A 22,493-nucleotide genomic window follows, 5' to 3' on the forward strand; every position below is an offset into this window, starting at 1 on the left:
GTTGTAAAAAGCGGACCTAGGTCCGCTTTTTTTTGCTTATTTTTTTGAATTTATTGACAGGGAAACTATACACAGAACATGTGGATAACCATGGGTATAGACTTGGTGTATGTTTTTTTAGCGTAATGAGCTAAGTAGTTTTTCAGTGTCTTCTTCGTTCCAATTGTCTTTCTCCAGTAGCTCTTTGAGGGCTTTGCTTTGCTGTGCGTTATGGAGGTTTTTTTGGAATTTGGCGTAATGAAAGTCTTTTATTAGGCGTTCGTCGTGTTCTGAGCGATAAAGTGCACGATTTTGAGTGTTTTCTGTTCTCTCTTGATTGAGCGAGCTGATTTTTTTATAAGTATTTAAGAACTGCTTTTTATTCATCTCCTGCTCTCTTATTCGTCTTCTATACGAAGTATTTCAAAATGGTCGTTTCTTGCGCACCACTTTATATTGATATCCCAAAGCTTGATTCCGTGCTCTCTATCGACCTGTTCTGATAAGTAAGAGGGTCTAGGATCCTGTTCCACAATTTGTTTAATTAAAGTCGTTATTTCTCTTTTGTGCAAATTTTGATAGGTCTCGCATTGTGCTTTTGCGAGTTCTGAAAAGAGTACGGGCTTTATTTGCATTTGCGCTGGTGTTGGGGCAAAGCCTCCTTTCGCATCGGCAATGCTGTCTGCATAAGGTAGATAAGGTTTTATATCGAGAACTGGTGTGCCATCTAGTAAATCTGCACCATGCAAATCAATAAAGGTTTTTTTGTCTTCTTGGTAGATGCGCCCAATTTTCACAACGGATAAGCCTATCGGGTTAGGTCTGTGCGTGGCTCGTGTGGCGAATACGCCCATTTTTATTTTCCCCCCAAGGCGTGGTGGTCGTATTTTTGCTTTCCAGTTTTCTGTCATGCAGGCGTGAAAGACGAACTGGATCCAGATATGAGAGAATCCATCTAGCCCTTCTAATATGTCTAACCTGCTATAAGGAGGGATTAGCTCTAGGCGCGCTGTTGCTTCTGTTACCAGTCCTGGTTGTCGTGGTATACCAAATTTTTCCTTGTAACAAGAATGTACTATGCCAATGGTGTTGAGAGTAAAAGAATTGATGGGTGGCAATGGGTTATCCTTTCGTGAAAATCTGCGCTAAATGAATAAAAATATTGTGATAGTATACTGTCTTGATGAAATAGATCGCGACTTATTTGGTGATCTATTGTTTGTTCTTTTTACTTTTATTAGAGATTAAAAATGTCTTTAGAATCTTATATGAATCGAATTGGTCAGCAAGCTAGAGCAGCTTCTCGTCTTCTTGCTAAGGCATCCACAAAGCAAAAAAATATGGCGCTGTTTGCTATGGCTGACGCTTTGGAAAATGCTCGACCTCGATTGATAGAGGAAAATGTGAAAGACATGGAGAATGGTCGTGCTAAAGGTCTTGATTCGGCTTTGCTAGATCGGCTATTGCTAAATGATGCTCGTATTGATGGCATGATTGAAGGCTTAAAGCAGGTGGCGTCACTGCCTGATCCTATTGGTGAGATATCAAATATGGTGTATTTGCCATCTGGAATTCAGCGTGGGCAAATGCGCGTACCGCTTGGTGTGGTTGGTATTATCTATGAGTCTCGCCCAAATGTGACCATCGACGCAGCAAGTCTGTGTTTGAAATCAGGCAATGCGACTATTTTGCGCGGCGGTTCAGAAGCGTTTCATTCTAATCAAGTTATTGCTGAGGCTATATCTGTGGGCCTCAAGTCTGTAAATTTACCTGAAGAAGCGGTTCAGGTGTTAAATACGACAGACCGTGAAGCGGTTGGTAAATTGATAACCATGCCTGAGTACGTAGATGTGATCGTTCCGCGTGGTGGTAGGGGCTTGATTCAGCGCATTAGTGAAGATGCTCGAGTTCCTGTGATTAAGCACCTTGACGGTAACTGCCATGTTTACATTGATGATGAAGCGGATTTAGTTAAAGCCTTCAATATTGCTCTGAATGCAAAAACACGTCGTTATGGTGTGTGCAATGCTATGGAGTCTTTGTTGGTCCATAAAGCAATTGCTCGCGATGTCCTTCCTAAGTTGATTTCTGCATTTTTAGATAAGGGTGTTGAGTTGGTGGGCTGTGAGGCAACTCAGGCTATGTCGGCTTCAATTGGTCCTGCTAGTGAAGAGGATTGGTATACCGAATATCATGCTCCTAAGTTATCTATCAAAATTGTCTCAGATATGGATGAGGCGATTGCGCACATCAATAAATATGGCTCTCATCATACGGACGCAATTGTTTCGCAGAACTATTCAAAAACCCGAGCGTTTATGACGGAAGTGGATTCATCATCGGTTATGGTGAATGCTTCGACATCCTTTGCGGATGGTTTTGAGTATGGCTTTGGGGCTGAAATTGGTATATCTACAGATAAAATTCACGCTCGTGGACCGGTTGGGTTGTTAGGTTTGACTAGTCAGAAATATATTGTGCTTGGCGATGGTCATACTCGTGACAACTAGAGTCAACGATAGCGTGAAGGTTTCTGGGTTGGCCATTATGGGTGGGACATTTGATCCTGTTCATAATGGTCACTTAAGAACAGCGGTTGAGATTTTGGATCGCTATCATTACTCAAATTTGAAGTTAATACCCTGTTTTCAGCCTGTGCATAAAGATCGACCAAGTGTTTTACCTCAACATCGGCTTGACATGGCTAGGCTTGCTATCTCAGGTGATGCTCGATTGAGTGTTGATTCTCGTGAAATTGATAGGGAAGGGCCAAGCTATAGTATTGATACGTTGCGAGATCTTCGTGAGGAAATCGGTCCTGATGAATCGTTAATTATGGTGTTGGGAATGGATAGCTTTTTATCTCTTCCAACTTGGCATAAATGGCAACAGATAATCAAGTATGCTCACTTGTTGGTTGTGTCGCGGCCTGGTTGGGAGCCTGACTTAATCTCTGAATTGAGTGGTTTTTGCGAAAACTATCGTGCCGCATCGTCGCATGAGTTACAATGCGCGCCCTCAGGGCGGGTCTGGTTCGAGACTCTTACTCCTTTGGGGATATCCTCTAGCATGATTAGAGCGCTAGCTCGTAAAAACGAGTCGATTGCTTACTTGTTGCCAGAGCCAGTCCAAAAATATATAGAACAACATCAATTATATCGATAGGGTAATGTAATTATATGAGTCAGCTTAACCTCACAGCAGATCAAATTTTGGCTTTTGCTGTTGAAGCATTGGAAGATGTGAAAGGTGATAAGATCACAGTATTGAATGTAGGAAATCATACAGACATGATGGATTACATGGTGATTTGTACCGGTACTTCAAAGCGCCATGTAAATGCTTTGGGTCAAAATGTATTTGAACATTTAAAAGGTAAAGGTCTTCAACCATTGGGTTGTGAAGGTCGTGGTATGGGCAGTGATTGGGTGTTGGTGGATTTACATGACGTTGTTGTGCATGTGATGACAGAAGAAGCTCGAGCATTTTATGATCTTGAGAAGCTTTGGGACATTAAGCCAGAACAAATGTAAGGCTCTTTTAAATGCGTGTTCGTTTGATTGCTGTTGGTAATAAGATGCCAAAGTGGGTGACTGAAGGTTATGATGAGTATGCTAAGCGCTTACCGAAAGATTTTGCGTTAGAGCTTGTTGAAATACCTATGTCGCCTCGTGGAAAAAACACTGATATACCAAAGGCAATCCGTAAGGAAGGGGATAGTATGCTTGAGGCTATACCTTCTGGAGACAAAGTGATTGCAATGGAAGTTCTTGGTAAAGAGTGGTCTACCGATCAACTGTCAGACCAGACTGAGCAGTGGCGTATGGATGGCTATAATGTGAGCTTGTTAGTAGGTGGGCCGGATGGTCTTGACCCTAGATGTACAGCTCGTGCTGATCAGACTTGGTCTCTATCTCGTCTGACATTGCCACATCCTATGGTGAGAGTGATTTTGGCTGAGCAAATATATCGCGCTTGGACACTCATGAATAATCATCCGTATCATAGATAAGGTGATGTTGTGAGTCGTCGACATCAAAACTTCCGTAATTATCGTCAAGAGCAACGACTGACGCAGCAGCGTGTATTGGCTGCCGCTGTTTTTGTTTTGTTAATGGCTGTCGTGCTAATGGCTCGGTTGTTCTATCTTCAAGTGATAGAGCATGAATTATACCAAACCAAGGCTAATGACAACCGTGTTATGTTGGTTACAGAGCCACCTCCAAGAGGTTTGATATATGACCGCAACGGATTGGTGTTGGCTGATAATCGTCCTATACATAGTTTAACTGTAATACCTGAGCGGGTAGAAAGTTTTCCCAAGTTAAAGCAAATGCTTTCTGGCATTATCGATATTAGTGATAGTGAATGGGAGGATTTCGATGACAGGCGAAAAGAATATCGCCGCCCCTATCAATCCCTTACTTTAAAATCTCAATTGACGGATGAAGAGTGGGCAAAGGTTTCTGTTGATTTATATAAGCTCGACGGTGTTCAAGTTGAAGCGCAATTAACACGTTATTACCCCTATGGAGAAGCGTTTGCTCATGCTGTTGGTTACGTGGGGCGAATTACCACGAAAGATCTAGAAACAGTCGATAAGTTAGCTTATCAGGGTGCCTTGTTTATAGGTAAAACAGGTGTTGAGGGTTTTTACGAAAAAACCCTCTTTGGTGAAGCTGGTCTTAGTAAGGTAGAGGTGAATGCTCGTGGTCGGATCATGTCCGAACTGGAACGACAGAATCCAACTCCCGGTAAAGATCTTCATCTATATTTAGACGCAAGGCTTCAGCAATATGCTTATGATCTTTTAGGCGAATATACGGGCTCAGTTGTAGCTATAGACCCAACGACAGGCGGAATCCTAGCCCTAGTTTCTAAGCCTGGGTACGATCCTAATCTCTTTGTGCGTGGTATTTCAGTTGATGATTATGCAACACTGCGCCAATCTAAAAAACTCCCTCTTTTTAATCGAGCCTTACGAGGAGGTTATCCTCCTGCATCAACTATCAAACCTTTCATGGGGCTTGCTGGGCTTGAATACGGTTTTTCGTCATGGACCGAACGCTATTTTGCCAAAGGCTATTATCAAATAAATCCTGATGGTCGTCGCTATCGAGACTGGAAGCGAACAGGTCATGGTTGGATTAATTTAGAGCGCTCTATTATTGAGTCAGTTGATACTTATTACTATCAATTGGCTAACAAGATGGGCATTACTCCTATCCATAACTTTTTGACACGTTTCGGATTTGGTCAAACAACCTTGCTCGATTTGAGTGGTGAGAGTCATGGTTTGTTGCCTTCTAATGAATGGAAAAAAGCTAAATACAAAGAGCCTTGGTATCCAGGTGACTCTGTAAACGTTGGTATCGGGCAAGGGTTTATGGTGGCGACACCGTTGCAAATTGCTGCTGCGACTTCTGCGTTAGCAAGTAAAGGACATTACTTCTATCCCCGCATGACTCGGCTGGTGGGGGATCATCCTGCTGAGTTTGAGGATGGTCTTGGTGATGAGCATGATATTGTTTTAAAGGATCAGCGCAATTGGGATCGCATGATTGATGCGATGCGCAAAGTCATAACAGATGCGCATGGTACAGCAAGGCGTTTGCAGGGGACTGATTACGAGATAGCCGGAAAAACAGGAACGGGCCAAGTATTTAGTTTGCAAGAAGACCAGGAATACGATGCAGATAGTCTTGAAAAACGTTTACATGACCATGCATTGTTTATCGGTTTTGCTCCGGCTCGTAATCCTAAAATTTCGGTGTTTGCTATTTTTGAAAATGGCGGCAGTAGTTCCAAGCCGGCTGATTTAACTAAAGCATTATTTGATGCTTATCTGCACGATGATTATCCAGCGCGTTACGATTATTTAAAGGGTGATAAAAATGACTGATAGCTTTTATCGCAGAGCGCTATCTTTTACCAATGCTCGCTTATGGCAGCTGGTTCACGTTGACGTTTTACTGATGGGATCTTTGTTGCTGCTTATTAGTGGAGGGCTTTTTATTCTGTACTCAGCCTCCGGGCAAGATGTGGCCATGGTTGAGCGGCAGGTGTTTCGATTGATAATAGGTTTGCTTATTTGTGTGGCGTTGGCTCAGTTGCCCCCTAAATATATGCGACGGGCTTCACCGACGCTATTTATTTTTATCACAGTGCTTTTGATTGGTGTGTTGTTATTTGGTGTTGGGGCAAAAGGTGCGCAGCGTTGGTTGGCTTTGCCGGGAGGGCTGCGGTTTCAGCCTTCAGAAATTATGAAGATTGTCATGCCTATGATGATTGCTTGGTACTTTTCTGACAGGCAGCTTCCTCCAAGTTTTAAACAAATATTGGCGGTTCTTGGTCTTATTGTTTTGCCAGTGTTGATGATAGCCAAGCAACCAGATTTGGGGACGGCTTTATTAGTTGCTGTGTCTGGTATTTTTGTGCTGTTTCTTGCCGGGCTTGGGTGGCGCTATATATTAGGTGCGGCAGCTTTAGCACCTATCGCTGGCTATGCATTGTGGCAATTTATGCATGATTATCAGCGTCAGCGAGTATTGACTTTTTTGAATCCGGAAAGTGATCCGCTGGGATCAGGTTGGAATATTATTCAATCTAAAACTGCGATTGGTTCTGGTGGACTTTATGGTAAAGGTTTTTTAGAAGGGACGCAGGCTCAGTTAGATTTTCTGCCAGAAAGTCACACAGACTTTATTATCGCTGTGCTTGCCGAAGAGTTTGGTATGTTGGGTTGCGGTGTGCTGATCTTGGCTTATTTGCTTGTTATAGCTCGAGGTTTGTATATTGCTGCAAATGCAGAAGACAACTATGCGCGGTTATTAGCGGGTAGTTTAACGCTTACCTTTTTTGTGTACATGTTTGTAAATATTGGGATGGTGTCAGGCATTCTGCCTGTGGTTGGGGTACCCTTACCACTTGTCAGTTATGGTGGTACTTCTATCATTACCATCATGGCGACATTTGGGATTTTAATGTCAATACAAACACATAAAAGAGCAAGATAATGATTAAGCAAGCTACGTTGTTGTTTCTAGCGCTTGGTCTAACTGCGTGTAGTAGTATGGATCATTCTACATTACCCTCGGATATAGGAGTTAGCGACTCACTTCTTGAAGAAATGCCCAAAGAATGGGCAGATTCTTATGCTGGAAATCCAGAGGTTCAAGTTTTTATTAATCAGCTGGTTAAAGAGCATGCTTATGATAAAAAGCGCCTCGAATTAGCTTTTTCTCATATTAAAGTGCGCCCGAATGTTATTTCGAAATCAGATAATCAACCTGAAGTTGTGACGCCTTACTATGAGTACAAAACTCGCTTTGTGAACGAAGAGCGGGCGAAACTCGGACGAGAATTTGCCAAGCGTAATGCTCAGTGGTTACGCAAAGCAGAACAGGAGTTTGGTGTTGAGCCAAACGTCATCGTAGCTCTTATAGGAGTTGAAACCTATTACGGGCGCATTACAGGGTCAAAAGATGTTTTTACCTCGCTTACTACTCTCGCCTTTGATTACCCTCGAAGAAAAGAATACTTCCAAAGTGAACTAAAAGCCTATTTGTTGCTTGCCCGTCAAGAAGGATGGAACATTGGCGAAACAAAAGGGTCATACAGTGGAGCGATGGGAATGGTGCAGTTTATGCCCAGTAACTATCAAAAACTGGCAATAGATTATGATAAAAATGGACATATCGACTTGTGGGGGTCCGAAGCCGATGCCATTGGTAGTGTAGCAAATTATCTTAAACATCATGGTTGGCAATCTCGCCAGCCTTGGTTTGTAATGGCTTATGTTGCGGATCCTGATTCTGTGGCGGATTTAATTAATCGTGGCAGAGCGCCTAGTGCTGACATGACTGAGTGGTCGGCGTTAAATGTGCTTCCAACTCAGCCTTTTATTCCTCAGAAGACGGGGTTAATTGGTTTGCGAACTGGGCCTGAAGAAGTCTCTTATTGGCTTGCGTATGAGAACTTTTTCACGATTATGGATTACAACCCTAGTAGGCGATATGCCATGTCTGTATTGGAGCTCGCTGAGAGTATAGGGACCTATGAAAGTAATTAACATGCTATTTGTTGCTGGCATTAGTTTGCTGGTATTGAATGGATGTATGAGCACGCGTCATGTTTTAGGTAAGGATGACGCAGATTATGAAAAAGCATCAGGTGGAGGGCGTTATTCCATTTTACAAGATCATGCTCCGACTGGTGATATCAAAGTGGATCATCTTCCTGATCTAGTTCCAAGGTGGGAAGCGAAAAGCCGTGGTGGTAATAAGAGCCCATATGAAGTATGGGGCAAGAAATATTGGGTAATGGATTCTGCTCAAGGGTATGTGGCAGAGGGAACAGCGTCTTGGTATGGCAAGAAGTTTCATGGACATAAGACCTCAAATGGGGAAACATATGACATGTATAGTTTTTCTGCTGCCCATAAGTCTTTGCCGTTACCCACTTACCTGAAGGTTACGAACCTTGATAATCAGCGCTCTGTTATTGTTAGAGTTAATGATAGAGGGCCGTTTCATGGAGATCGTTTGATTGATCTTTCATATGCGGCTGCAGCTCGCCTTGATTATCATAAGAAAGGTTTGGCTCGGGTGCGAGTTGAGGCCATTACGCCATCACAAGGGCAGTCTTATAATCCACCTAAAGTCGTTGCTAAAGAGTCAGTAACTCCGCCAGAAGCCTTGCCAGCTAAGGTATCACCAGTTTCTTCGACAGATACGGTAAATGCCCCATCTGAGTTGGTTTTTTCTCATCTCCAAATGGGAGCTTTTAGTTCGGAGGAGTCTGCGGATAAGCTCAAGCAGCGTCTTTTTGAGGCGTTTGATACGAGTGTTAAAGTTGTTATTAACAAACAAGATGATGGTTTGTTTAAGGTTTTAGTTGGGCCTTTTGTCGATCCTAATGACTTGGTTGAATGGCAAAAAAAATTACAACTAGAAGGCTTTGGTAACCCTGTAAGAGTTGCTTTAGTGCCTTAGGTACGATTTGTTTGGGCTAGAGATTCCTAGATGGCTCTAGTATCATTTGTTAACATTTTTTAAGAAGACGATATTTTTGAGTATGAAAAAACTCCTAGTTACTTTATCCCTTGTATTTTGCTTCGTGAGCGGCTCTGTTTTTGCTGCTCCTTCATTAATCCCAACGCCACCACAATTGTCAGCAAGTAGTTACATTCTTATGGATGCATATACTGGCGACATTTTGGTTGAACATAATGCTGATCAGGCCTTGCCTCCAGCAAGTCTAACAAAATTGATGACGGCTTATATTATTGAATATGAGCTAGCGCGTGGAAACTTATCATTGGATGATAAAGTAAACATAAGTGAAAAAGCATGGCGGATGGAAGGTTCGCGTATGTTTATTCGTGAAGGTACACAAGTTAAATTAGAAGACTTGATGCGTGGCATTATTATTCAGTCAGGTAATGATGCTAGTGTCGCTGCTGCGGAGCATATTGCTGGTAGTGAGTCTGCTTTTGCCGATTTGATGAATCAGCATGCTCAACTTCTTGGTATGACAAATTCACACTTTGTAAATGCAACTGGTTTTCCAGCAGAAGATCATTACTCGAGTGCACATGATATAGCTAAGTTGGCGCGTGCAACTATTTTGCAGTTCCCAGAAAATTACAGCATGTATGCTGAGAAAGAGTTCACATACAATAATATTCGTCAGCCTAACCGTAACAAGTTGTTGTGGCGTGATAAAACCGTTGATGGTATGAAAACTGGTCATACTGAAGCCGCTGGCTTTTGTTTGGCGGCCTCTGCAGTTCGAAACGGCACACGTCTGATTACTGTGGTTATGGGTACTAAATCTGATACAGCTCGAGCTATTGAGTCGCAAAAATTGTTAGATTATGGTTTTAGATATTATGAAACTCGCAAGCTATATAGCCGTGGTCAAGTGGTTAATAATGCCCGTGTTTGGGGTGGTACACAGGCTAATGTGAAAGTGGGTTTTGCAGAAGATGTACTTGTTACTATGCCGCGTCAGCAAGGTGAGTCTATTCCAGCAACACTTGATATGCATAAAGAAATTATGGCACCCATTGCTGTGGGTGATGTATTGGGTAAGATTGTTGTTGGTTCTGAAGGCAATATTTTACTAGAGCGCTCAGTTGTTGCATTAGAAGCAGTAGAAGAAGGTGGTTTCTTCAAGCGAATGTTTGATAAAATTAAACTCTTTTTTATGAACTTGTTTTAAGCCCTAATGGCGAGTGGTAGATTAAATTAATGGCACTAATTACGAAAAATGGTGATCAGGCTGAGAAAACAGTTGATGCACCCAAAATAGAGTTCCCTTGTGAAAATTACGTTATAAAAGTGGTTTCACTTGATGTGGATGGTATTCATGCTGAGATAACTGAGCGATTGCTTATTCATGCTCCGGAGATGAATACCGCTGCTGAGAATACTAATCGTTCCAGTAAGGGGCGTTTTATTAGCTTTAGTTTTCGTATAGTGGCTCAAAGTGAAGATCAACTATCGGCTTTGCATCGTGACTTGATGTCAATTGAAGCCGTTAAGATGGTCATGTAAATGGAACTTGATTTAATTTGCCGTGATTTGGGTGTTGTTGATTATGCTGAAACATGGGAAAGGATGAAGCAATTTACTCAAATTCGTTCAAAAGACGATGCTGATGAGATTTGGTTGTTAGAACATCCTTCCTTGTTTACGCAAGGTCAAGCCGGTAAAGAAGAGCATCTTTTGGCTCCGGGCGATATTCCTGTTATTCAGGTCGACCGTGGTGGTCAGGTCACGTATCATGGGCCGGGCCAACTGGTTGCCTATGTTATGGTTGATTTAAAACGTCTTGGGATAGGCGTTCGTGATTTGGTTAGTGTGTTAGAGAACTCTGTGGTGCGCGCTTTAGCGCTGAACGCTATAGAGGCCTACCCAAAGCCAGATGCACCAGGCGTTTATGTGGATGAACAAAAAATTGCGTCACTAGGATTACGTGTACGCAGAGGTTGTTCATTTCATGGACTTGCCTTAAATGTTGATATGGATCTCACCCCATTTAATCGTATTAACCCATGTGGCTATCAAGGCTTACAAATGGTTGATATGAAACGCCTCAATAAAGGCGTTATTTTATCGAATGTAAAGGCTCAGCTAGCGAATCAGCTGGCTGAGCAACTCGGATACAATTATCCGGCTATCCAACAAGGGTGGAAATAGAATGACAACAGAACGCAAACGCGTTGTCCAAGGGGAAAAATTACGCGGAGCCGATAAAATGGCGCGTATTCCCATTAAGATTGTTCCTACTGAAGAAATTCCACGTAAGCCTGATTGGCTTCGTGTCCGTATGCCAGCTTCGCCAGAGATAGCTCGTATCAAAGCGACTTTGCGTGAGCATAAATTAGCTTCAGTTTGTGAAGAGGCGAATTGTCCAAATTTAGGTGAGTGTTTCAGTAATGGCACCGCTACCTTTATGATTATGGGTGAAATTTGTACTCGCCGCTGTCCTTTCTGTGATGTTGCGCATGGTCGTCCTAATCCGCTTAGTGTTGATGAGCCAAAAGAGTTGGCGGCTGCTATTCGTGATATGAAACTAAAATATGTGGTTATTACCTCTGTAGATCGTGACGATCTTCGTGATGGTGGTGCACAACATTTTGTTGATTGTATTAGAGAAACACGTGCCGAAAGCCCGAATATTGAGATTGAAACATTGGTGCCAGATTTCCGCGGTCGCATGGAAGTAGCCATTAATACACTTTCAATTGCACCACCTGATGTTTTCAACCATAACTTAGAATCTATTCCACGTTTGTACCGTCAGGTAAGACCAGGATCAGATTATCAGTGGTCATTAGATCTTTTGAAAAACTTTAAAGATCGTTGTCCTGATGTACCAACTAAATCTGGTTTGATGGTTGGTATGGGCGAGACATTCGAAGAGATTGTTGAAGTACTAAAAGACTTACGAGCTCATAACGTTGACATGTTGACGATTGGTCAATATTTACAGCCTTCTAAGCATCATTTTCCAATGGCGCGTTTTGTACCGCCTGAAGAATTTGCACGTTATGAACAAGTTGCAAAAGAGCTAGGCTTTAAGCATGCTGCGTGTGGGCCTTTGGTTCGCTCGTCTTACCACGCGGATAAGCAAGCTCATGGCGAACACGTTTCTTAATTTGTTCGTTCGTTAGAATAAAGCGGAGTTAAGATATTTCTTAGCCCCGCTTTTTTTATTTGAACTAAACCTAAAAAATATGTCTGTGTTTCACTATGACGTACCTTTATTAGAAACGGTGCTAATTTACAGCTATTTAGACTTTTGGAGATGATATGAAGCCTTGGTCAATCAAAGATTCGATGGAACTTTATAATGTAAGTCATTGGAGTAGTGGCTTTTTTTCAATCAATGATAAAGGGCGCGCTATTGCGCTACCTGATAGGGAAAATAGCATTGATTTGACTGAGCTTTCTGTGGCGCTTAAACAACAAGGCATTCCTTATCCATGTCTTGTGCGTTTTCCTAATATTTTGCACTCGCGAATTGAGAAAATTACTAATTCGTTTCAACAGGCAATAGAGCATTACGACTACCAAGCAAAGTATGCCATTGTTTATCCAATTAAAGTAAACCAGCAGCGTCGTGTGGTAGAGGAAATTGCGGCATGTCAGCCAGATAATGCTGCTACTGTTGGCTTAGAGGCAGGTAGTAAGCCAGAGCTTATGGCTGTTTTGGCCATGCATAAAAACGCCGATGGAATCATAGTTTGTAATGGCTATAAAGATCGTGAATTTATCCATCTTGCTTTGATGGCCGAAAAAATGGGTCATCAGGTGTTTATTGTTGTTGAGAAGATGCATGAACTTGATTGGATTCTAGAAGAAGCCGACAAAATCGGGGTTCAGCCTCGAATTGGTATTCGTATTCGATTGGCCTCTACTTGTACGACGCATTGGGGTAACAGTGGTGGCGAAAAATCTAAGTTCGGTTTGACCACATCGCAATTGCTAAGAGCTATTGATCGCTTGCGTGAATTGGATCTGTTGCATTGTCTTGAGCTAATTCACTTCCACTTAGGCTCACAAATCACTCGTATCCGTGATATTCAAAATAGCCTTAAAGAGTGTGCTCGTTATTACGCAGAACTTCACCAGATGGGTGTAAAAGTTAAATGGGTCGATGTTGGTGGTGGTTTGGGGGTCGATTACGAAGGTACGCGTTGTCAAAATGATTTTTCAGCGAACTACAGTATCGGCGAATATGCCAATAATGTGGTGTTTGCTTTTCATAATGTGTGCGAGCAATACGAACTTCCGCACCCTCATTTGATTTCTGAATCAGGCCGAGCTGTGACAGCTCATCATGCCATGATGATTGCGGATGTTTTCTCACATGGAGCTGAGCACTTGCCAATTGAAGAGCCAGCTGAAGACAGCGAGCTAGAGCTGCAAAGACTTTGGGCTTCTTATCAAAGTTTAAAAGGCGAGAATGAAGAAGAAAGTCGATCTTTGGTCGAGATTTATCATGACTTGCTAGATGATTTCAATGACAGCTTGACCTTATATAATCACGGCCAGCTTAACCTATCGCAAAGAGCGCAAGCAGAGAACCTTTTCTTATCTGCGTGTCGCAACTTGTTGCCTCGTTTAGACAATCGAAATAGAGGGCACCGTGCGGTAATTGATGAGCTAAACGAACGTTTAGCTGAGAAATTATTTGTTAACTTGTCAGTGTTTCAGTCTATGCCTGATGCGTGGGGAATCGATCAATTGTTCCCAGTATTGCCTTTACAAGGCTTGGATCAAGCGCCTTCTTTCAGAGGCAAAATCCAAGATGTTACTTGTGATTCGGACGGTTGCTTGTACAGCTATGTGGATGGTCAAGGTATCGAGTCTTCTTTGCCATTGCCACCACCGCCACCAAAAGGTGAAGACTATTTAATGGGCTTTTTCTTGGTTGGGGCTTATCAAGAAACCCTAGGGGATTTGCATAATTTATTTGGCGACACTTGTTCCGTAGACGTTTACTTAACAGACGACGGTTTCAGAATTGATCACATATTGAAAGGTGATAGCGTTCAGGATGTACTTAAGTCCGTTAGCTATAATGAGCAAGAGTTGATGAAGCGTTATCAAGACAAAGTGGCAGCAAGTCCATTAAGCCAAGAAGAGCAAGTATCACTAATGGCGACCTATAAAAAAGTGCTAGAAGGCACAACATATTTGACTCAAGTATAAAATGAGCTTTTGTGCTTGTAGCGCAACATATTTTGGAGGTAGTAAGTATGAGTAATGTAAAAGTGGCCTGCGTTCAAATGGCGGTCAGTACAGACTTTCAAGCGAATTTAGATAATGCGGTTTCACAAGTAAGAGAAGCTGCTGCAAATCAGGCAAATATTATTCTTTTGCAAGAATTGTTTATGGGCCCATATTTTTGCATTGATCAAAAGCCAGCGTATTTTGATTGGGCGCAGCCGGTAAATGATTGTTTGGCTATTCAGACAATGAGTAAGCTTGCTAAAGAGTTAGGTGTAGTTTTGCCAATTAGCTTTTTTGAGCGCGATGGTAACGTCTTTTATAACTCTTTGGTGATGATTGATGCCAATGGTGAAGTAATGGATTTGTACCGCAAGACGCATATTCCAGATGGTCCTGGTTACCAAGAAAAATACTACTTCACACCAGGTAATACTGGCGTAAAAGTTTGGGATACGCAGTTTGGTCGAATTGGCTGTGGTATTTGTTGGGATCAGTGGTTTCCAGAGTTAGCGCGTGAGCTAGCTCTGAAAGGTGCAGAATTAATCTTCTACCCTACAGCAATTGGTTCAGAGCCTCCTTATCCTGAATGGGATTCCAAAGACCATTGGCAAAGAACCATGCAGGGGCATTCTGCAGCGAATATGGTGCCAGTCATTGCTGCAAACCGGGTTGGTCGTGAAGAAGGTGAAAACAGTTTTATCCAGTTTTACGGCTCTTCATTCATGACAGACGAAATGGGGGCAATGAAGTGTGTCGCAAGTCGCGATGAAAGTACCATTTTGTACTCTGAGTATGATTTAGAAGCTATTCGTAAGGCCCGACGTTCTTTTGGTTTGTTTCGTGACCGTCGTCCAGACCAATATCAAGCCATTACTTCTGGAGCGGGTGTTACTTGGGATAAGTAGCAGTAAAGTAAAAAAGTGCCCGCATAAAGCGGGCACAAAGCTTTCCTTATCCTTATTGGTACAAAGGGGGAATATCAATAAGGTAGATCTACTTGCAATTGGCTTTTAGAAGCCTAAAGTCGTTGTATAAAATAGTGCAAGGCCTGTGTCTTTAGAAACACTCTGACGGCAATATAAAGCGAATTAAATGCTTTGAATTACAAGGCTTAAAAAGAAGCGCATCCTCGTCAGTTTAGATCTGTCCAAAACCTAGATATTAACTATAGCTTGAGATTTTAACTATGGCCTACGATTTTACATAGGTGCGGATATAATTTTGCATCTACGCCTAGCTAAAAGATCCATCCATTTATTTTAGAGAATCGATGAACGTATTTAGTTCCCCAAGTGAATTGCCTTATTTTGCGATCATGTTGTCTAGTAAGTTGATGTTGAATGACTTGACTTACCGAATCATGGCAGAAAAAATGCTCGAACTAGCTCAAGGTCAGCCCGGCTATCTTGGTGCTGAATATGGTTCGGGGGAAATGGATCTGCTGATGACTTATTGGCAAACAAAGGAGGCTGCAGAGGGGTGGTTGACCCATGATATGCAGCGTAGAACCTTATCCATTGGTGAAAATTTTTGGTATGAAGAATATTCGTTAAAATTGTTTGAAGTGATGAGGGACATGTCATTTAAGTACTCTAACCAAGGTTTACATGCTTCACGTTTTCCTCGGATTGTTACCGAGAGAGGCGTATTGAAAATATTAGACGAAGCTCAAGCTCCGCTCTTGCACGATTATATTAATCAAGAAAAGGCGTTTCTTGCCCCATGGGAGCCATATAGAACCGATGGCTACTATTCACTTGAAACCTGCCAGTTACGAGTTCGAGAAATGCGTCGTGATTTTTTAGAAGATAAAGGCATTGTCTTTTGTTTTCTGTCACCTAATGAAGACAGAATGCTCGCTTACACCAATTATTCGAATATTATACGTGGTGTTTTTCAGGCCTGTAATCTTGGTTACAGTTTGCGAGAAAGTGAGCAAGGCAAAGGCATCATGCAAGAAGCCTTGAACGCAGGAATAGAATACATTCATAAAGAGCAGCATATTGATCGAATTCAAGCGAGCTATATGCCAAGAAATTCTCGCAGCGCAGCCGTGTTGAAGGCGCTGGGTTTTGATAAAGAAGGTATTGCAAGGGATTACTTGAAAATCAATGGGCAATGGGAGGATCATATTCTCACGGCATTAGTACTGCGCTGAATGTAGGCTAAAGTGTTCTGCCTTCAGGTTTTGTGAGAAGTAAAATTCGTCCCTTGGTGTTTTTTGTTGTCATCACTGACAGCACAGTAACACTTTCGTTGCTTGGATTTAAAATGGCTCTGGGCTCCTTATGAGCAATTATTTTGCCATAACGAGGACAAGCTTTAGGTACTTTCTTATCGTTTGAAATGAACGCGATACCGGTCAGCGGAAGAAGGTATTGAGTGGCTGTTTTTTGATAATAAAGTGTCTCTTTAAATTGAGGTGGGTAAAGTTCTAACGCAATTTGACCGGCTTCTCCATGCCATAGTGGCCATGTCTTAATGTGACTTCTTCCTGAGATTGATTCCACTGTGCCAGAAGATACTTTTTTAAACGAGTTGTTTAATTCAGCTTGGCCAGTGTTCTTTAGTCGTATTAAGCACAGTTCTACCGCTGGTGTTAGCAAGGTGATGCTGTTAATCGTCTGTGCTGTTAACCAAATTCCCTGATGCTGCTTTAAGGCTGTTTCTTGTTCACTGTTTTGTTGGGTGCATTGTTGTAAGTATAATTCCCCTCTAATGATAAAGAGAAAGGTATCTGCTTGATGGTGATAGAAGCGGCTAGGAATGTCTGTCTGAAACAGGTATTCATGTGCAATAAAAAGGTCATCTTGTTGATGGATGATAAAGTGTTTGCTTGACTCCCCAAGGCTGTAGTTCATCGGGTCAAGTGTGTTTTGTTCAGTTATGTTCACCATCAAGTACCTTTTTAATTATCGAATGTATTGAAACACGAGAATAGCGACCTTTCCATGATAATCTTACGGTGAGTGTTGCAGTGAGTTGGGATGTTTCTTTATAGTTGAGCCCATATTAGTTTATGAAATCCGCATGCGCCGATAATTTGCCCATGCAAACGATTATAGAAGGAAAGTTTCCTTGAGTGAGTTGTCAAATTTCGAGTCGAATGAAACCCTTTCATTAAAAGACTACACAGAAAAAGCGTACTTGAATTACTCCATGTACGTTATTTTAGATCGAGCCTTGCCGCATATTGGTGACGGTTTAAAACCAGTTCAACGCCGTATAATTTACGCGATGAGCGAATTAGGGCTGAAAGCCAGCGCGAAATACAAAAAATCCGCCCGTACCGTAGGGGATGTGCTAGGTAAATTCCATCCTCATGGTGATAGTGCTTGTTATGAAGCAATGGTGTTGATGGCTCAGCCTTTCTCATACCGTTATCCGCTTGTCGATGGTCAAGGTAACTGGGGTGCGCCAGATGATCCAAAATCATTTGCTGCCATGCGTTATACCGAGTCTCGTTTGTCAAAATACGCGGATGTACTGCTGAGAGAAGTAAGTCAAGGTACTGTGGATTGGACACCTAATTTTGACGGTACCTTACAAGAGCCATCGGTTTTGCCATCGCGATTGCCTAACTTATTGCTTAATGGCACGACAGGTATTGCTGTTGGTATGGCGACGGATATTCCGCCGCATAACTTGCGTGAAATTGGCAGTGCTTGTATTCACCTGCTTAATAATCCAAACGCTGAATTAGATGACTTACTCAATTTTATCCAAGGTCCTGATTTTCCAACTGGTGGCGAAATCATTACGCCAAAAAGTGACATAGTTAGACTTTATGAAACTGGCAAAGGGCAGATTAAAGCTCGAGCTCGTTTTACGATTGAAGAAGGCGAGATTGTTGTTAATGAGTTACCTCATCAAGTATCTGGTAGCAAAATTTTAGAGCAAATTGCGGCGCAAATGCAGGCGAAAAAACTACCAATGGTTGTGGATTTGCGTGATGAATCAGATCATGAAAACCCAACTCGACTGGTAATTGTGCCTAAATCAAATCGTGTTGATATTGATTCGGTTATGACGCATCTTTTTGCGACCACCGATCTTGAAAAGTCTTATCGCGTCAATATGAACGTGATTGGCCTAGACGGTTTGCCTCAAGTTAAGCCATTAAAGAACTTCTTATCTGAGTGGTTACGCTTTCGTATTGATGTAGTTCGTCGTCGTTTGCAATTCCGTCTTGATAAAGTTAATAACCGTTTACATATTTTAGAAGGTTTGTTAATTGCCTACTTAAATATCGATGAAGTTATCGACATCATACGTACGGAAGAAAAACCAAAAGTTGAGTTGATGGCTCGCTTTGGTTTGAGCGATATGCAAGCTGAATCTATTCTAGAGTTGAAATTGCGTCACCTTGCTAAACTTGAAGAAATGCGTATTAAAGGTGAGCAAGACGAGCTAGAGAAAGAGCGTAAGCAGTTAGAAGGTCTGCTGTCTTCGGATCGTAAGCTGAAAAAACTAATTACTGAAGAAATTCAAGAAGCTATTGACGACTTTGGTGATGATCGCCGAACGCCTATTGTTGCTCGTAAAGAAGCGCAGGCTTTTAGTGAAGAAGACTTATTGTCGAATGATCCAATTACGGTAGTTATCTCTAAACAAGGTTGGATTCGTGCCGCAAAAGGCCATGACATTGATGTGAATGGGTTGAGCTACAAGTCTGGCGATGAGTTCTTAGTGAGTACTAAAGGTCGTTCTAACCAAACACTTGTATTGCTTGCTTCTAATGGACGAACCTATTCTATCAAGGCACACACTTTACCTTCTGCTCGTGGCCAAGGCGAGCCTATTACAGGTCGTATTTCACTAGAAAAAGACGCAACTATTGTATCTGCGGTACTGGATAATGAAGAGGCGCATTACTTGATTGCAAGTGATGCAGGCTATGGCTTTGTTGCCCAGCTAAAAGAGCTGTATGCAAAAAATAAAGCAGGCAAAGCGACCTTGTCGTTACCGAAAGGTGCTCAAGTAATGGCGCCGGTTCATGTGCAAGATCCAGCGTCTGGACGTGTTGTTGCTATCTCTAATGAAGGCCGTATGTTGGCGTTTGATGTCGCTTCGTTACCGCAAATGGCGAAAGGTAAGGGCAACAAGATGCTAAGTATTCCAAGTGCTCGTGCTGCAGACAGGGAAGAGTTAGTCATAGCACTAGCTTGTGTTCAACCAAATGATCTGTTGACGGCCTATGCTGGCAAGCGTTTTATCTCCTTTACTGAAAAGGATCTAGAAGAATATCTTGGCGAGCGTGGCCGAAGAGGCTTGAAACTGCCTAGGGGACTTCAGCGTATCGACAGTCTTGAAGTGAAAGTAGGTGAGGGTAAGGTAATCAAAGGCGACGAGTCGTCAAGCAAAGAGTTGTTTTAAAAAATTAGCAAATTAACACTGAAGTCTAGAATTATGTTCTAGACTTCAGTGTTTTATTAATCAAGTTTTCCGTACTACATTCGTCATGTGAAATGGACTTACTTGAAATAAGAGGAGAAGAATATGAAAGGCAGTAAAAAAGTAATTGATAGTCTGAACTCGCTGTTAGCGAATGAATTAGCGGCAATTGATCAGTATTTCATTCACTCGCGTATGTATGAAGATTGGGGTTTGAGCAAGTTGTATGATCGCCTTAATCATGAAATGGAAGAAGAAACTCAGCACTCTGATTGGCTTATCAAGCGCATTTTGTTTTTGGAAGGTGTGCCGTGCATGACTAAGCGTCGCGATTTGCTAATTGGCTCTGATGTTCATTCTATGATGAGTAATGATTTGACACTTGAACTAGAAGTCGTGAGTTGTGTTCGTGAAGCGATTGCTGTGTGCGAAGCCGAAGGCGATTATCAAACACGTGAGACACTTGAAAAGTTACTGTTTGATACTGAAGAAGACCATGTTTATTGGTTGGAAAAACAACTTGGCCTAATGGATAAAATTGGCATGCAGAACTATTACCAGTCACAGATGGGTAACTAAGGAGAGATTTTATGAAAGGGGATCGTGACGTAGTTGCCAACCTAAATAAGGTATTAGCGAATGAATTGGTGGGTATTAACCAATATTTTCTTCATGCTCGTATGTTTAAAGACTTCGGTTTTAGTACGCTTGATAAAGCAGACTATAAAACTTCCATTCAAAAAATGAAAAATGCTGATCGTTTGATTGAGCGAGTTTTGTTTTTAGAAGGTTTGCCTAATCTGCAAGATCTTGGACGTCTGCGTATTGGGGAAAATAGTGAAGAGATGATTTCGGCTAACTTAGAGTTCGAATTAGATACTTTGCCAGCTCTTAAAGCAGCTATCAATTTATGCGAACAGAAAAAAGACTTTATGAGTCGTGATACGCTGGAAAAAATATTAGAAGAGCAAGAAGAGCAAATTGACTGGCTTGAAACTCAGCAGCATTTAATTGCCAGTTCTGGAATCGAAAATTATCTTCAGTCACAAATGTAATAAATCAGTTATTACCACGGTGTAATAACTGATCTTAAGCGACCTGAACTTGAGTTTCTGCTATTTTGAGAAGCTCATTGTTCAGTAATTTTTTCGCGCACTGACAGCACTTTCCACACTGGCTACCAATGCTGTGCTCTTTGTATAGCTCACGCATGGTTGTCGCCCCTTCTTGAATGGACGCTTTGATTTCTCTGTCTGATACGCGGTTACAAATACAAACGTACATAAATGAAAATCACTCTCACTAATATTCTAATCATGCGATTGTATTTTTAATGTTAATGATTATCAATAGATAAGAATTTATCTGTTTGCATGGTTTGATAGTTTTTTTTTAGAGTTTTGTCGAAGAGTTAACGATAAGACCAAATGACAGCTTTAGCCTTATCGTCAGTAGGATGTAGTTATATGGATTACAACTCTTTTTCTGCAATATCGGTAAGCACTTTTAAGAAGGATTCTGGAGTGTGAGCGCCTTGAACCATATATTTGTCGTTGATGACATATGTCGGCACTGAATTAATTTCTATACCACGTAAATGCTGTAGTTTTTTTTCAGTCAGTGCTTTAGCTTCTGTGCTCAATGCGTATTCAATATCGGATTTTTGCATACCGATACTTACTGCTACTTCTTCTAAGATACTCTTCGATCCTATGTCTTTTCCGTCCGTGAAATAGGCATGAAATGCTGCCAAAACAAACGGTGTTGCTAATCCTGACTTAGTGGCAGCAAGCACAAATTGGTGAGCAAGTTTAGTATTGGGGATGCGATCTTTTTCTGAGAAATTGAATTGAATACTTGCTTCAATCCCCACTTGTTGAATAGCGTGAGTGGCTTCATTGAGTTTTTCTTGACTGCCAAACCGCTCGCCGAGGTAAGTTTCTCGGTCGGCGCCTTCTAATGGCATATCAGGATGTAGCTCAAAGGGCTGCCAACGAATGTCGATTTTATAGTCATCGCCTAATTGTTCAATAGCTTGTTTAAGGCGGGAATAACCTAAATAGCACCAAGGGCAAACTACATCTGAAATAATGTCGATACGAAGATCTGCCATGTTTTCTCCTAAAAAATAAGTTACTGAGAGTGTAAAGTGTTTAATTGACGCTTAAAGCTATGCATTGGCTAATTTCTGTATAAGAGCGACCGCTTTCTTTGTGCCAATGATTAAACGCGCCTTGTGCTGCTTTCCACGCGGATTGAGTGTCTCTTCCTGTGGTAATTATCTCGTGTTGACGTAAATAGCCTTCGACATCTCTGGTGAGCATAAACGTGTCTTTGCCCATTGCTCTTAATGTATAGGGGCCGGTGTTGCCACCAAGGCGAGCGCCATGCTTTTTCAAATAGGCCCACAGGCCAATAATGTCGTCATTCGGCCAGTTAGCAACAAAGTTAGAGAATGATCCATAGCTAGCCTGACATTCGCTAATCATCAGGGCGTTTTCTCGGATAGTCATCACCTTGCCAAAGTTACGAATGATGCGTACGTCTTTGGCTTTTTCTTCCCACATTTCGTCATGAATTAACAACATTTTTTCGATATCAAAACCGAAAAAAACCGTTTCAAAACCGGGCCATTTGTTGCGAACTACTTGCCAGTTAATGCCAGATTGAAAGACTTTCTGAGAGAACGCCGCCAGCCATCTATCGTCACTGTGTTGACTGAGTTTTGATGGGCTTAGTGGTACAGATAGCATGGCTTCAAGGTGTTTTGCTCCACCATGTCGAAGAGCTGCACGATCGTAAATGGATTGAAAGAGTTCGTATTTCATCCTGGACTCCTATTTTGTGGCGCTCAGTTTATCATAAGCCTTGCTC

At 41.9% G+C, this 22,493-nt stretch carries 24 protein-coding genes; 18 read left to right on the top strand and 6 right to left on the bottom strand.

What is annotated here, in order from left to right; all coding sequences use genetic code 11:
- Positions 1-117: 117 nt before the first annotated feature.
- Positions 118-366: a hypothetical protein gene (locus tag BUA59_RS11915; RefSeq protein ID WP_072839928.1), complete on the bottom strand. Its 249-nt coding sequence runs from the start codon at positions 364-366 to the stop codon at positions 118-120.
- A gap of 11 nt (positions 367-377) precedes the next feature.
- Entirely contained in the window at positions 378-1,097 is a 720-nt protein-coding gene (gene tsaA, locus BUA59_RS11920) for a tRNA (N6-threonylcarbamoyladenosine(37)-N6)-methyltransferase TrmO (RefSeq protein ID WP_072839929.1), read from the bottom strand.
- A gap of 132 nt (positions 1,098-1,229) precedes the next feature.
- On the opposite strand from tsaA, the gene BUA59_RS11925 reads away from it, so the two are divergent.
- The 15 genes from BUA59_RS11925 (at position 1,230) to BUA59_RS11995 (ending at position 16,383) form a co-directional block, all read left to right on the top strand.
- Entirely contained in the window at positions 1,230-2,489 is a 1,260-nt protein-coding gene (locus BUA59_RS11925; RefSeq protein WP_072839930.1) for a glutamate-5-semialdehyde dehydrogenase, read from the top strand.
- Positions 2,479-3,144 carry a nicotinate-nucleotide adenylyltransferase gene (gene nadD, locus BUA59_RS11930; protein ID WP_084122389.1) on the top strand — a complete coding sequence of 222 codons (666 nt, stop codon included), beginning with the start codon at positions 2,479-2,481 and terminating at the stop codon, positions 3,142-3,144. Before BUA59_RS11925 ends, nadD begins: the two co-directional genes overlap by 11 nt.
- A 14-nt stretch (positions 3,145-3,158) precedes the next feature.
- Complete coding sequence (gene rsfS, locus BUA59_RS11935) at positions 3,159-3,512, top strand: ribosome silencing factor (RefSeq protein WP_072839932.1); 354 nt, start codon at positions 3,159-3,161, stop codon at positions 3,510-3,512.
- Between the two features lie 11 nt (positions 3,513-3,523).
- Positions 3,524-3,991, top strand: coding sequence for a 23S rRNA (pseudouridine(1915)-N(3))-methyltransferase RlmH (rlmH, locus tag BUA59_RS11940; protein WP_072839933.1), 468 nt, complete (start codon positions 3,524-3,526; stop codon positions 3,989-3,991).
- Between the two features lie 9 nt (positions 3,992-4,000).
- Positions 4,001-5,881, top strand: a complete 1,881-nt coding sequence (gene mrdA / locus BUA59_RS11945; RefSeq protein WP_072839934.1) for a penicillin-binding protein 2 — start codon at positions 4,001-4,003, stop codon at positions 5,879-5,881.
- Positions 5,874-6,995 (top strand): rod shape-determining protein RodA, encoded by a 1,122-nt coding sequence (rodA, locus tag BUA59_RS11950; RefSeq protein ID WP_072839935.1) that lies wholly within the window; start codon positions 5,874-5,876, stop codon positions 6,993-6,995. The genes mrdA and rodA overlap by 8 nt, the downstream gene beginning before the upstream one ends.
- Positions 6,995-8,050 (top strand): lytic murein transglycosylase B, encoded by a 1,056-nt coding sequence (gene mltB, locus BUA59_RS11955; RefSeq protein ID WP_072839936.1) that lies wholly within the window; start codon positions 6,995-6,997, stop codon positions 8,048-8,050. The genes rodA and mltB overlap by 1 nt, the downstream gene beginning before the upstream one ends.
- On the top strand, positions 8,037-8,972 hold the full coding sequence (locus BUA59_RS11960) for a septal ring lytic transglycosylase RlpA family protein (protein ID WP_072839937.1): 936 nt from the start codon (positions 8,037-8,039) through the stop codon (positions 8,970-8,972). The genes mltB and BUA59_RS11960 overlap by 14 nt, the downstream gene beginning before the upstream one ends.
- A gap of 82 nt (positions 8,973-9,054) precedes the next feature.
- Positions 9,055-10,203 (top strand): D-alanyl-D-alanine carboxypeptidase family protein, encoded by a 1,149-nt coding sequence (locus tag BUA59_RS11965; protein ID WP_072839938.1) that lies wholly within the window; start codon positions 9,055-9,057, stop codon positions 10,201-10,203.
- 29 nt (positions 10,204-10,232) lie between these two features.
- Positions 10,233-10,538: a YbeD family protein gene (locus tag BUA59_RS11970; protein WP_072839939.1), complete on the top strand. Its 306-nt coding sequence runs from the start codon at positions 10,233-10,235 to the stop codon at positions 10,536-10,538.
- The gene (gene lipB / locus BUA59_RS11975; protein ID WP_012070530.1) at positions 10,539-11,183 is read left to right on the top strand and encodes a lipoyl(octanoyl) transferase LipB; all 645 of its coding nucleotides are present in this window, start codon (positions 10,539-10,541) and stop codon (positions 11,181-11,183) included.
- 1 nt (position 11,184) lies between these two features.
- Positions 11,185-12,144: a lipoyl synthase gene (gene lipA / locus BUA59_RS11980; protein WP_072839940.1), complete on the top strand. Its 960-nt coding sequence runs from the start codon at positions 11,185-11,187 to the stop codon at positions 12,142-12,144.
- A 155-nt stretch (positions 12,145-12,299) separates the two neighbouring features.
- Entirely contained in the window at positions 12,300-14,204 is a 1,905-nt protein-coding gene (gene speA / locus BUA59_RS11985) for a biosynthetic arginine decarboxylase (RefSeq protein ID WP_072839941.1), read from the top strand.
- 47 nt (positions 14,205-14,251) lie between these two features.
- Positions 14,252-15,130 carry an N-carbamoylputrescine amidase gene (aguB, locus tag BUA59_RS11990; protein ID WP_072839942.1) on the top strand — a complete coding sequence of 293 codons (879 nt, stop codon included), beginning with the start codon at positions 14,252-14,254 and terminating at the stop codon, positions 15,128-15,130.
- 365 nt (positions 15,131-15,495) lie between these two features.
- Positions 15,496-16,383, top strand: a complete 888-nt coding sequence (locus tag BUA59_RS11995) for a GNAT family N-acetyltransferase (RefSeq protein ID WP_084122391.1) — start codon at positions 15,496-15,498, stop codon at positions 16,381-16,383.
- Positions 16,384-16,390: 7 nt separating this feature from the next.
- Here the strand turns inward: BUA59_RS11995 and BUA59_RS12000 are convergent, their stop codons facing one another.
- On the bottom strand, positions 16,391-17,122 hold the full coding sequence (locus BUA59_RS12000; RefSeq protein WP_072839943.1) for a hypothetical protein: 732 nt from the start codon (positions 17,120-17,122) through the stop codon (positions 16,391-16,393).
- Between the two features lie 181 nt (positions 17,123-17,303).
- Here BUA59_RS12000 and parC point away from each other — a divergent pair, with 181 nt between their 5' ends.
- The 3 genes from parC to bfr (BUA59_RS12015) all read left to right on the top strand — a co-directional run bounded on the left by parC (position 17,304) and on the right by bfr (BUA59_RS12015) (position 20,674).
- Positions 17,304-19,601, top strand: coding sequence for a DNA topoisomerase IV subunit A (parC, locus tag BUA59_RS12005; protein WP_072839944.1), 2,298 nt, complete (start codon positions 17,304-17,306; stop codon positions 19,599-19,601).
- A 123-nt stretch (positions 19,602-19,724) separates the two neighbouring features.
- The gene (bfr, locus tag BUA59_RS12010) at positions 19,725-20,198 is read left to right on the top strand and encodes a bacterioferritin (RefSeq protein ID WP_072839945.1); all 474 of its coding nucleotides are present in this window, start codon (positions 19,725-19,727) and stop codon (positions 20,196-20,198) included.
- Positions 20,199-20,209: 11 nt separating this feature from the next.
- Positions 20,210-20,674 carry a bacterioferritin gene (bfr, locus tag BUA59_RS12015; RefSeq protein WP_072839946.1) on the top strand — a complete coding sequence of 155 codons (465 nt, stop codon included), beginning with the start codon at positions 20,210-20,212 and terminating at the stop codon, positions 20,672-20,674.
- Between the two features lie 34 nt (positions 20,675-20,708).
- Here bfr (BUA59_RS12015) and BUA59_RS12020 read toward each other — a convergent pair whose 3' ends face one another.
- From BUA59_RS12020 to BUA59_RS12030, 3 genes are all read right to left on the bottom strand, one after another.
- The gene (locus BUA59_RS12020) at positions 20,709-20,903 is read right to left on the bottom strand and encodes a (2Fe-2S)-binding protein (protein ID WP_072839947.1); all 195 of its coding nucleotides are present in this window, start codon (positions 20,901-20,903) and stop codon (positions 20,709-20,711) included.
- A 187-nt stretch (positions 20,904-21,090) separates the two neighbouring features.
- The gene (locus BUA59_RS12025) at positions 21,091-21,732 is read right to left on the bottom strand and encodes a DsbA family oxidoreductase (RefSeq protein ID WP_072839948.1); all 642 of its coding nucleotides are present in this window, start codon (positions 21,730-21,732) and stop codon (positions 21,091-21,093) included.
- A 40-nt stretch (positions 21,733-21,772) separates the two neighbouring features.
- Entirely contained in the window at positions 21,773-22,447 is a 675-nt protein-coding gene (locus tag BUA59_RS12030; RefSeq protein ID WP_072839949.1) for a DNA-3-methyladenine glycosylase I, read from the bottom strand.
- Positions 22,448-22,493: the final 46 nt, after the last annotated feature.

The organism is Marinomonas polaris DSM 16579 (genome assembly GCF_900129155.1).
In the GTDB taxonomy this organism is placed as follows: domain Bacteria; phylum Pseudomonadota; class Gammaproteobacteria; order Pseudomonadales; family Marinomonadaceae; genus Marinomonas; species Marinomonas polaris.

Excerpts from the sequence above, each read along its gene's own strand:
- aguB (WP_072839942.1), top strand. The coding sequence starts at position 14,252 with ATGAGTAATGTAAAAGTGGCCTGCGTTCAAATGGCGGTCAGTACAGAC.
- rodA (WP_072839935.1), top strand. The coding sequence starts at position 5,874 with ATGACTGATAGCTTTTATCGCAGAGCGCTATCTTTTACCAATGCTCGC.
- BUA59_RS11965 (WP_072839938.1), top strand. The coding sequence starts at position 9,055 with ATGAAAAAACTCCTAGTTACTTTATCCCTTGTATTTTGCTTCGTGAGC.
- BUA59_RS12025 (WP_072839948.1), bottom strand. The coding sequence starts at position 21,732 with ATGGCAGATCTTCGTATCGACATTATTTCAGATGTAGTTTGCCCTTGG.
- BUA59_RS12000 (WP_072839943.1), bottom strand. The coding sequence starts at position 17,122 with ATGGTGAACATAACTGAACAAAACACACTTGACCCGATGAACTACAGC.
- BUA59_RS11915 (WP_072839928.1), bottom strand. The coding sequence starts at position 366 with ATGAATAAAAAGCAGTTCTTAAATACTTATAAAAAAATCAGCTCGCTC.
- lipA (WP_072839940.1), top strand. The coding sequence starts at position 11,185 with ATGACAACAGAACGCAAACGCGTTGTCCAAGGGGAAAAATTACGCGGA.
- bfr (WP_072839945.1), top strand. The coding sequence starts at position 19,725 with ATGAAAGGCAGTAAAAAAGTAATTGATAGTCTGAACTCGCTGTTAGCG.
- BUA59_RS11995 (WP_084122391.1), top strand. The coding sequence starts at position 15,496 with ATGAACGTATTTAGTTCCCCAAGTGAATTGCCTTATTTTGCGATCATG.
- BUA59_RS12020 (WP_072839947.1), bottom strand. The coding sequence starts at position 20,903 with ATGTACGTTTGTATTTGTAACCGCGTATCAGACAGAGAAATCAAAGCG.
- bfr (WP_072839946.1), top strand. The coding sequence starts at position 20,210 with ATGAAAGGGGATCGTGACGTAGTTGCCAACCTAAATAAGGTATTAGCG.
- lipB (WP_012070530.1), top strand. The coding sequence starts at position 10,539 with ATGGAACTTGATTTAATTTGCCGTGATTTGGGTGTTGTTGATTATGCT.
- speA (WP_072839941.1), top strand. The coding sequence starts at position 12,300 with ATGAAGCCTTGGTCAATCAAAGATTCGATGGAACTTTATAATGTAAGT.
- BUA59_RS11970 (WP_072839939.1), top strand. The coding sequence starts at position 10,233 with ATGGCACTAATTACGAAAAATGGTGATCAGGCTGAGAAAACAGTTGAT.
- BUA59_RS12030 (WP_072839949.1), bottom strand. The coding sequence starts at position 22,447 with ATGAAATACGAACTCTTTCAATCCATTTACGATCGTGCAGCTCTTCGA.
- BUA59_RS11960 (WP_072839937.1), top strand. The coding sequence starts at position 8,037 with ATGAAAGTAATTAACATGCTATTTGTTGCTGGCATTAGTTTGCTGGTA.
- rsfS (WP_072839932.1), top strand. The coding sequence starts at position 3,159 with ATGAGTCAGCTTAACCTCACAGCAGATCAAATTTTGGCTTTTGCTGTT.
- rlmH (WP_072839933.1), top strand. The coding sequence starts at position 3,524 with ATGCGTGTTCGTTTGATTGCTGTTGGTAATAAGATGCCAAAGTGGGTG.
- mltB (WP_072839936.1), top strand. The coding sequence starts at position 6,995 with ATGATTAAGCAAGCTACGTTGTTGTTTCTAGCGCTTGGTCTAACTGCG.
- BUA59_RS11925 (WP_072839930.1), top strand. The coding sequence starts at position 1,230 with ATGTCTTTAGAATCTTATATGAATCGAATTGGTCAGCAAGCTAGAGCA.